The sequence below is a fragment of the Halomonas sp. SIMBA_159 genome (assembly GCF_046536035.1).
In the GTDB taxonomy this organism is placed as follows: domain Bacteria; phylum Pseudomonadota; class Gammaproteobacteria; order Pseudomonadales; family Halomonadaceae; genus Vreelandella; species Vreelandella venusta_A.
On sequence record NZ_JAWJBT010000919.1, the window covers coordinates 1 to 259 of the forward strand.

At 51.4% G+C, this 259-nt stretch carries 1 protein-coding gene; it reads right to left on the reverse strand.

Annotated features, from left to right (window positions below):
* The coding region (locus tag R0J87_RS21940) for a Mur ligase domain-containing protein (protein ID WP_498888956.1) at positions 1-259 on the reverse strand (259 nt) is incomplete at both ends.

Sequence of the window (259 nt, forward strand, 5' to 3'; positions counted from 1 at the left end):
CTTCCAGAATCCAGGTCAGCATACTGGCTGTCGTGGTCTTACCATGGGTACCCGCCACCGCCAGTACCCAGCGGTCATGTAACAAAAATTCCTGTAACCATTGCGGGCCTGAGGTATAACGCAGGTTTTTATTCAGCACATACTCAACGCATGGGTTGCCCCGGCTCATGGCATTGCCAATCACCACCAAATCCGGTGCGGGCTCTAGCTGTGAAGGATCATATCCCTGAATAATTTCAATGCCTTGTGACTCCAGCAT